5 protein-coding genes are annotated in these 7,365 nt (G+C 42.7%); 2 read left to right on the top strand and 3 right to left on the bottom strand.

The genetic code is table 11. The annotated features are described in order from the left end of the window. Nucleotides 1-117 precede the first annotated feature (117 nt). Entirely contained in the window at nucleotides 118-3,933 is a 3,816-nt protein-coding gene (locus tag CDG77_RS32455; RefSeq protein WP_442946453.1) for an SNF2-related protein, read from the top strand. Nucleotides 3,934-4,023: 90 nt separating this feature from the next. Continuing rightward, the gene (locus tag CDG77_RS32450) at nucleotides 4,024-4,860 is read left to right on the top strand and encodes an SWIM zinc finger family protein (RefSeq protein WP_094333311.1); all 837 of its coding nucleotides are present in this window, start codon (nucleotides 4,024-4,026) and stop codon (nucleotides 4,858-4,860) included. Nucleotides 4,861-4,901: 41 nt separating this feature from the next. Here CDG77_RS32450 and CDG77_RS32445 read toward each other — a convergent pair whose 3' ends face one another. The 3 genes from CDG77_RS32445 to psbC all read right to left on the bottom strand — a co-directional run bounded on the left by CDG77_RS32445 (nucleotide 4,902) and on the right by psbC (nucleotide 7,277). Continuing rightward, nucleotides 4,902-5,552, bottom strand: coding sequence for a Uma2 family endonuclease (locus CDG77_RS32445; RefSeq protein WP_094333310.1), 651 nt, complete (start codon nucleotides 5,550-5,552; stop codon nucleotides 4,902-4,904). Nucleotides 5,553-5,573: 21 nt separating this feature from the next. Then, nucleotides 5,574-5,759, bottom strand: coding sequence for a PCP reductase family protein (locus tag CDG77_RS32440; protein WP_094333309.1), 186 nt, complete (start codon nucleotides 5,757-5,759; stop codon nucleotides 5,574-5,576). 126 nt (nucleotides 5,760-5,885) lie between these two features. Continuing rightward, entirely contained in the window at nucleotides 5,886-7,277 is a 1,392-nt protein-coding gene (gene psbC, locus CDG77_RS32435) for a photosystem II reaction center protein CP43 (RefSeq protein WP_094333308.1), read from the bottom strand. Nucleotides 7,278-7,365: the final 88 nt, after the last annotated feature.

The following is a 7,365-nucleotide window of genomic DNA, read 5'->3' as shown; positions in this document are numbered from 1 at the left end:
GGACTGGGGACTGGGGAGGAGTTTTCCAAATCCTTATTCTATGTGGACTTTCCCGGCGAACCTCAAGAATTACTTTTGGGATTTCTCAACAGTACGATAGATGCCCAAGTGCGAGAAATGGTAGGTTCTCAACCTCCAATTGAAGCTAAAGCGATCGCAATTGCGGTACGACAATGGTTGCAAGGTTTAACCAGTGCATCTGATTCAGTGAATGCAGATACCATTGAAGTAGAACGATTAGAAGCGGCACTAAAGGCTTGGATGATGCCGCTACAATACCAATTAACTCTTAAAACTCTATTTCGTACCTGTTTTCAACTGCGTTCTCCAGAGTCAGGCGAAGCAGATTGGACATTGGCGTATTTTTTGCAAGCGGCTGACGATCCTGAATTTTTGGTGGATGCGGCAACTATTTGGAACAATCCAGTTGAACGATTGGTTTATGAAAATCGGACAATTGAGCAACCACAGGAAACATTTTTGCGAGGTTTGGGGGTAGCTTCTCGATTGTATCCTGCGATCGCACCCAGTTTTGAAACAGAATATCCCCAATTTTCTCATCTCACCGCAATCCAAGCTTATGAGTTTATCAAAGCTGTAGCTTGGAGATTGGAAGACAGTGGTTTGGGAGTAATTTTACCTCCCAGTTTAGCGAATCGTGAAGGATGGGCGAACCGTTTGGGTTTAAAAATTACAGCCGAAACCCCAAAGAAAAAGCAGGGACGTTTAGGGTTGCAAAGTCTACTGAATTTCCAATGGCAATTAGCAATTGGTGGACAAACTATTTCCAAAGCCGAGTTTGATAAACTTGTGGCTTTAAATAGTCCGCTAGTAGAAATTAACGGCGAGTGGGTGGAATTGCGCCCCCAAGACATCAAAACAGCCCAAACGTTTTTTACCACTCGCAAAGACCAAATGTCCCTTTCCTTGGAAGATGCCTTGCGTTTCAGTACAGGGGATACCCAGGTAATAGAAAAATTACCTGTAGTCAGCTTTGAGGCATCAGGGGCATTGCAAGAGTTGATTGGGGCGTTAAGTAATAATCAAGCGATCGCACCTTTGCCCACACCAACAGGCTTTAAAGGGCAGTTACGACCTTATCAAGAACGTGGTGCTGCTTGGTTGTCATTCTTAGAACGTTGGGGTTTAGGCGCGTGTCTCGCCGACGATATGGGATTGGGTAAATGCGTAGCAAACGATACTTTAATAGATGTAAACGGACTATTACGCACAGCCGAGACAATCTGGACAACTCACGCTGGAGAAACAGAGTTTGACGGCGAGGGATTTTGGACTAAACCCACAGAGGAATTATTAGTTAATTCCATAGATGAAGAAACTGGCAAAATTGTCCAAGCTAATGTTAGACGGTTGTATCGGCAGCAAGTCAGCGAGAAATTACGAAAAGTCACGCTAGAAGACGGTAATAGTATTACTATCACCCATCGTCACAAGCTGCTGACAAATAAAGGTTGGACAAATAACTTACAGGTGGGCGATTACGTTTGTGTACCAGGTAAAACGCTTTGGAATGGAAAATCACAAGACCATGATTTAGTCAAGTTTCTCGCTTGGCAGATTGCTGAAGGGCATGAACTACCCGATGTGGGAAGAGTCACAATATCCCAAAAAGATACCAAAGTACTAGAGGATTTACTCCAGACTTGCCAACGCATTAAAGAGCGCTATAACCTTAAAATTAACAGCCCTAATATCTCTACCTTCCCTAACAGGGTTGCTTCTCTTCGAGTTAATAGCCAAGCCTATCGGGAATTCTTAGAAGCGAAGGGTTATGTTTGGGGTAAATTGTCGGCAGAAAAATCTATTCCGCCTTTCATCATGCAGGCAGATTTGAATAGTGTGCGGATATTTTTACAAAACTATTTCGATGCTGAATCTGCTGTTCTTTTTAGTATGCGGAGTATTGATATTTCTACAGCTTCAGCTTTACTAATTCAGCAACTTTCTTCACTATTGCGTCGTTTCGGTATTTGGTTGCGAATATCGCCCAAACTGAAATGTGCCACTAATGGAACTCGCACTTTCCGCACCTATTATATCGGTGTAATTGGTGGAAATTCTGCCCGCAGATTTTTGCAAGAGATTGGATTTAATAACTCAGAAAAACAGAGAAAATTAGAGCAAATTTGTCAAATAGTCAGCAACACAAATACTGAAGGAATTCCTGCCTCTAATATTGTTGCCCAAACAGTCAGAACAACTGGACTACCGTTGCGGCATTTTGGGATGCACAACACAGTTTATACTAATAGCTCACAGCAATTTTCTCAAGATAGTTTACAACGAGTAATAGCTGGGATGAGCCGCATGATTAGTGGAGAACCCCAAGAGCAGTATCAGCTACTAAAATCTTCCAAGTGGACAACTCAAACTTTGTCAGCTTATAGCAAACTAGATGTAGAACAATTGAGTTTAACCAGACAGTCTTTGCAATGTCTTCTCGACCAAGAGGTATTTTATTGCCGGATAGAATCAATAGAGGAGATAGATTATAATGGATGGGTTTATGACTTTGAAGTTAGCGAACATCACAATTTTGTTGCTAACAATATTATTTGCCATAACACTGTCCAATTCATTGCTTTTCTGCTGCACTTGAAAGAACAGGATGCGTTAGAAAATCCAACACTATTAGTTTGTCCAACTTCGGTTTTAGGCAACTGGGAAAGGGAAGTCAATAAATTTGCACCAAGCCTGAAAATTTTACAATATCACGGTGACAAACGCCCAAAAGGTAAAGCGTTTTTAGAAGCAGTAAAAAAACACGATTTAATCGTCACCAGCTATTCACTTCTTCATCGAGATATCAAGTCATTGGAAAGTGTCTCTTGGCAGATAATTGTTTTAGATGAAGCCCAGAATGTGAAAAATTCAGAGGCGAAGCAATCAAAAGCGGTACGCCAATTACAAGCAACATTTCGCATTGCATTGACGGGGACACCTGTAGAAAACAGACTACAAGAACTCTGGTCTATTTTAGATTTTCTCAATCCAGGATATTTAGGCAATAAGCAATTTTTCCAGCGTCGGTTTGCCATGCCCATTGAAAAGTATGGAGATACGGCTTCTTTGGGTCAATTACGTTCATTAGTTCAGCCATTCATCCTGCGGCGACTGAAAAGCGATCGCGACATCATTCAAGACTTACCAGATAAGCAAGAAATGACCGTATTTTGCGGTTTAACTGGCGACCAAGCTGCACTTTATCAACAAGTTGTAGAACAATCTTTAGCAGACATAGAATCTGCTGAAGGATTGCAACGTCGGGGGATGATTTTGGCTTTACTAATCAAACTCAAACAAATCTGCAATCACCCAGCCCAATATTTGAAACAGGCGACATTAGAGCAACATAATTCAGCGAAACTGCTGCGGCTAGAAGAAATGTTAGAAGAAGTTTTAGCAGAAGGCGATCGCGCCTTAATCTTTACACAATTTGCTGAGTGGGGTAAATTACTTAAACCCTATTTAGAAAAACAGCTTGGGCGAGAAATATTCTTTTTATATGGCAGCACCAGTAAAAAGCAACGAGAAGAAATGATCGACCGTTTCCAACACGACCCCCAAGGGCCACCGATTATGATTCTTTCTCTAAAAGCCGGTGGTGTAGGACTAAATTTAACACGAGCAAATCATGTATTTCACTTTGATAGGTGGTGGAATCCTGCCGTAGAAAATCAAGCTACAGACCGAGTATTTCGGATTGGTCAAACCCGGAATGTGCAAGTACATAAATTTGTTTGCACAGGTACTTTAGAAGAAAAAATTCATGACATGATTGAAAGTAAAAAACAACTAGCTGAACAAGTTGTAGGTGCTGGTGAAGAATGGTTAACTGAAATGAATACAGACCAACTTCGCAACTTACTAATATTAGACCGCAGTGCAATAATTGATGATGATGCAGAATAAGTTCGTAGTAAGGACTTTAGTCCTTGATTTGAGTGCTAAAGCTCTCACTATGAACCCGCCAAAATACTACTAAAGTTTTTAAATTGATTTATGACTAATTACACATTACAAGCAAGCCGCGAATGGTGGTCACAACAATGGCTAGATTTACTAGATTCCTATCGCTTTAAAAAGCGTTTAGAACGTGCTAGAAATTATGCTCGTCAAGGAAATGTTCTCAGTATTGAATTTAAAGGTGCAAAAGTATTAGCTAGGGTGCAAGGTAGTGAAGTTGAACCTTATAAAGTTTCCCTTTCCCTTGAACCATTTACCGATGAACAGTGGGGTTATGTAATTGAAACCATGTCCCAAAGGGCAATTTTTGCTGCCAAACTACTAGCAGGAGAAATGCCACAAAACATAGAAGAAGTCTTTACGGCTAATGGTCTTTCGATATTTCCTTTTACCCTTGGTGATGTCCAAAGTAAATGCTCTTGTCCTGATAAAGCAAATCCCTGTAAACATATTGGTGCATTGTACTATCAGTTAGGCGATCGCTTCAGTGAAGACCCCTTTGTACTATTTCAATTGCGCGGACGCACCAAAGAGCAAATTATCAGCGATTTACGCCAGTTACGTAGTGCAAAAATTAAACCTACTACCACAGAAACGCCCGATATTCAAGAGTCAATTCATAATAATAAATACTCGGTTACAATTGATTCTTTCTGGCAATACAATGAGCCACTAGAGTCATCCTTGGTAGTAATTGCGCCATCCACTAGCGAGATGGTATTAGATGTATTAGGAGCAATCCCTCTAGCGAAGGAAGAGGAAAATGCAGTAAATTCAACTTCGAGTGACGTAGTAATGAAGTATTTAAATACAGTTTACAGAGATGTGAGCCAGAAGGCTTTTTTAGCAGCGATGAATGTGGGAGGAAGTTGAGACTAATTCGTAATTCGTAATTCGTAATTCGTAATTCGTAATTATGATTGACTAGATAGTTCACCTTTTCCGCCTTTTCTTACCCATTCGCGCACCGCCTGACGAATTGCCCGTCTGCCATCTGCTCGATTTTGCTCAATCAGTTTTGGCAGATATCGAATTTCTAAAGTAGGAAATACTAAACTCTTCTCTGACTCTACATATTCGCCATTTTGCAGGTGATAAATCTTGAGTTCGCCAGAGTCATAACACCAGAGTTCTGGTACTCCCAAGCGGGCATAAATGGGAAAACGATTTAGAGATTTATTGGTAACATCAATTTCCAGTGCCAAATCAGGCGGTGGGTCTTGTCTCAAGTCCAGATCCAATCTACCCCGAACGGTAGCTTCATTCTGGAAATAGAAGCAGTTATCTGACTCTACCCCTGCCATTCGGCTTTCTCGCTTCCAGGTAGTGGAACCATAACTTTCATAGTCCATAGCCAACTCTTCAGCAATATCTTTGACTGAATCGCTAATTACCTCTTTGTAATGTTCGTGTTCAGGTAAAGGTGTCATAATTTCCAAAGTAGTGCGATCGTAAGCTAACCGTGCTGCTCGACGATCTCCCAAGTCTTTTAGAAGATTTTCAAACTGTTGCCAGCTAATGTCGTAAAGCATTACTCGGTCTGCTCGATTCTTGGCGACTGTCATTGTTACGACCTCTAGAATGTTTTATTGTCCAAACTCAAGCCTAGCCTGTTCTACCAAATCAGCGGTAACAAGCTCTTGTCCTCCTTCACGAGCCAGTTGTTCAATTCTGGCTCTAGCTTGAGTGCGGACAAAAAAGGGAATATTTTGTAACTTTTCTTTAGCTTCCGATGTCCATCGCAAAGTCTCAATAAAATTAGAGTCGTTCATAGTACTACCTTGGTAAGTTCCTCAATTTAATCAATAGATTACTAATTTTCCTATAAAAAAAGCCCTTGCTTTTATGCAAGAGCTTTTAAATTATTTAGTTGTCAGTGATGAAATAAACCTTACAACCTAATCTAGGTCGTCCATAAACATCACTGGCTCAGTATCACGGTTAATTCCTTTCTCAAAACCACCAGCCGCAGCCCGTGCGCGACCAGCGTGCCACAAGTGACCAACTAGGAAGAAGAATCCTAATACGAAGTGAGAAGTTGACAACCAAGCGCGAGGAGATACATAGTTGAACGAGTTAATCTCGGTAGCCACACCACCCACGGAGTTCAAAGAACCCAGAGGAGCGTGGGTCATGTATTCAGCAGCGCGACGAGCTTGCCAAGGTTGAATATCGTTCTTGATTTTTTCCAAGTCAAGACCGTTGGGGCCACGTAGAGGCTCCAACCAAGGGCCGCGGAAATCCCAGAAGCGCATGGTTTCACCACCGAAGATGATTTCACCAGTTGGAGAGCGCATCAGGTATTTACCTAGACCTGTGGGGCCTTGGGCAGAACCAACGTTAGCACCTAAGCGTTGGTCACGAATCAAGAAGGTCAAAGCCTGAGCTTGAGAAGCTTCTGGGCCAGTAGGGCCAAAGAATTCGCTTGGATAAACGGTGTTGTTGAACCAAACAAAGATCGAGGCAATAAAGCCCATCAACGACAGAGCGCCCAAGCTGTAGGATAGGTAAGCCTCACCAGACCAGATGGATGCACGACGCGACCAAGCAAATGGCTTGGTAAGAATATGAAAAACGCCGCCAGCAATACAGATAAAGGCAATCCAGATGTGACCGCCGACCACATCTTCTAGGTTATCAACGCTGACAATCCAGCCTTCGCCACCGAAGGGAGACTTGATTACATAACCGAAGATAACTGCTGGGTTCAGTGTCGGATTGGTAATAATCCGAACGTCACCACCGCCTGGTGCCCAGGTGTCATACAACCCACCAAAGAACATTGCTTTTGCTACCAACAGCAGCGCACCGAATCCCAAAATAATCAGGTGGAATCCGATGATGTTGGTCATCTTGTTCTTGTCTTTCCAGTCGTAACCGAAGAAAGAAGAGTATTCTTCTAAGGTTTCTGGGCCGCGGACGGCATGATAGATACCGCCAAAGCCAAGGACGGCTGAGGAAATTAGGTGGAGTACGCCAACAACAAAGTAGGGGAAGGTGTCGATGACTTCACCACCAACGCCAACGCCCCAACCTTGAGTGGCAAGGTGAGGTAACAGGATCAAGCCCTGTTCGTACATGGGCTTTTCAGGAACGAAGTGAGCGACTTCAAACAAAGTCATTGCTCCAGCCCAGAATACAATCAAACCAGCGTGGGCAACGTGAGCGCCCAAGAGTTTGCCGGATAGATTGATTAAACGCGCATTACCAGACCACCAGGCAAAGCCAGTAGATTCTTGGTCGCGTCCAGTGCCGCCTAATATATTTGGTCTATTAGAGAGCGTTACCACGTGGTAATACCTCCTCAGGGAATACAAATTGTTCGTGGGGTTGATCTTGAGGAGCCATCCAAGCGCGGATACCCTCGTTCAGCAAAAT

It is taken from the genome of Nostoc sp. 'Peltigera membranacea cyanobiont' 213 (genome assembly GCF_002245975.1).
Lineage (GTDB): Bacteria > Cyanobacteriota > Cyanobacteriia > Cyanobacteriales > Nostocaceae > Nostoc.
Note: the sequence above shows the minus strand (reverse complement) of the source record. Positions and strands in the feature narration are given on the sequence as shown.

Coding starts and splice junctions, on each gene's coding strand:
- CDG77_RS32450 (WP_094333311.1), top strand. CDS start 4,024: ATGACTAATTACACATTACAAGCAAGCCGCGAATGGTGGTCACAACAA.
- CDG77_RS32455 (WP_442946453.1), top strand. CDS start 118: ATGGTAGGTTCTCAACCTCCAATTGAAGCTAAAGCGATCGCAATTGCG.
- CDG77_RS32445 (WP_094333310.1), bottom strand. CDS start 5,552: ATGACAGTCGCCAAGAATCGAGCAGACCGAGTAATGCTTTACGACATT.
- CDG77_RS32440 (WP_094333309.1), bottom strand. CDS start 5,759: ATGAACGACTCTAATTTTATTGAGACTTTGCGATGGACATCGGAAGCT.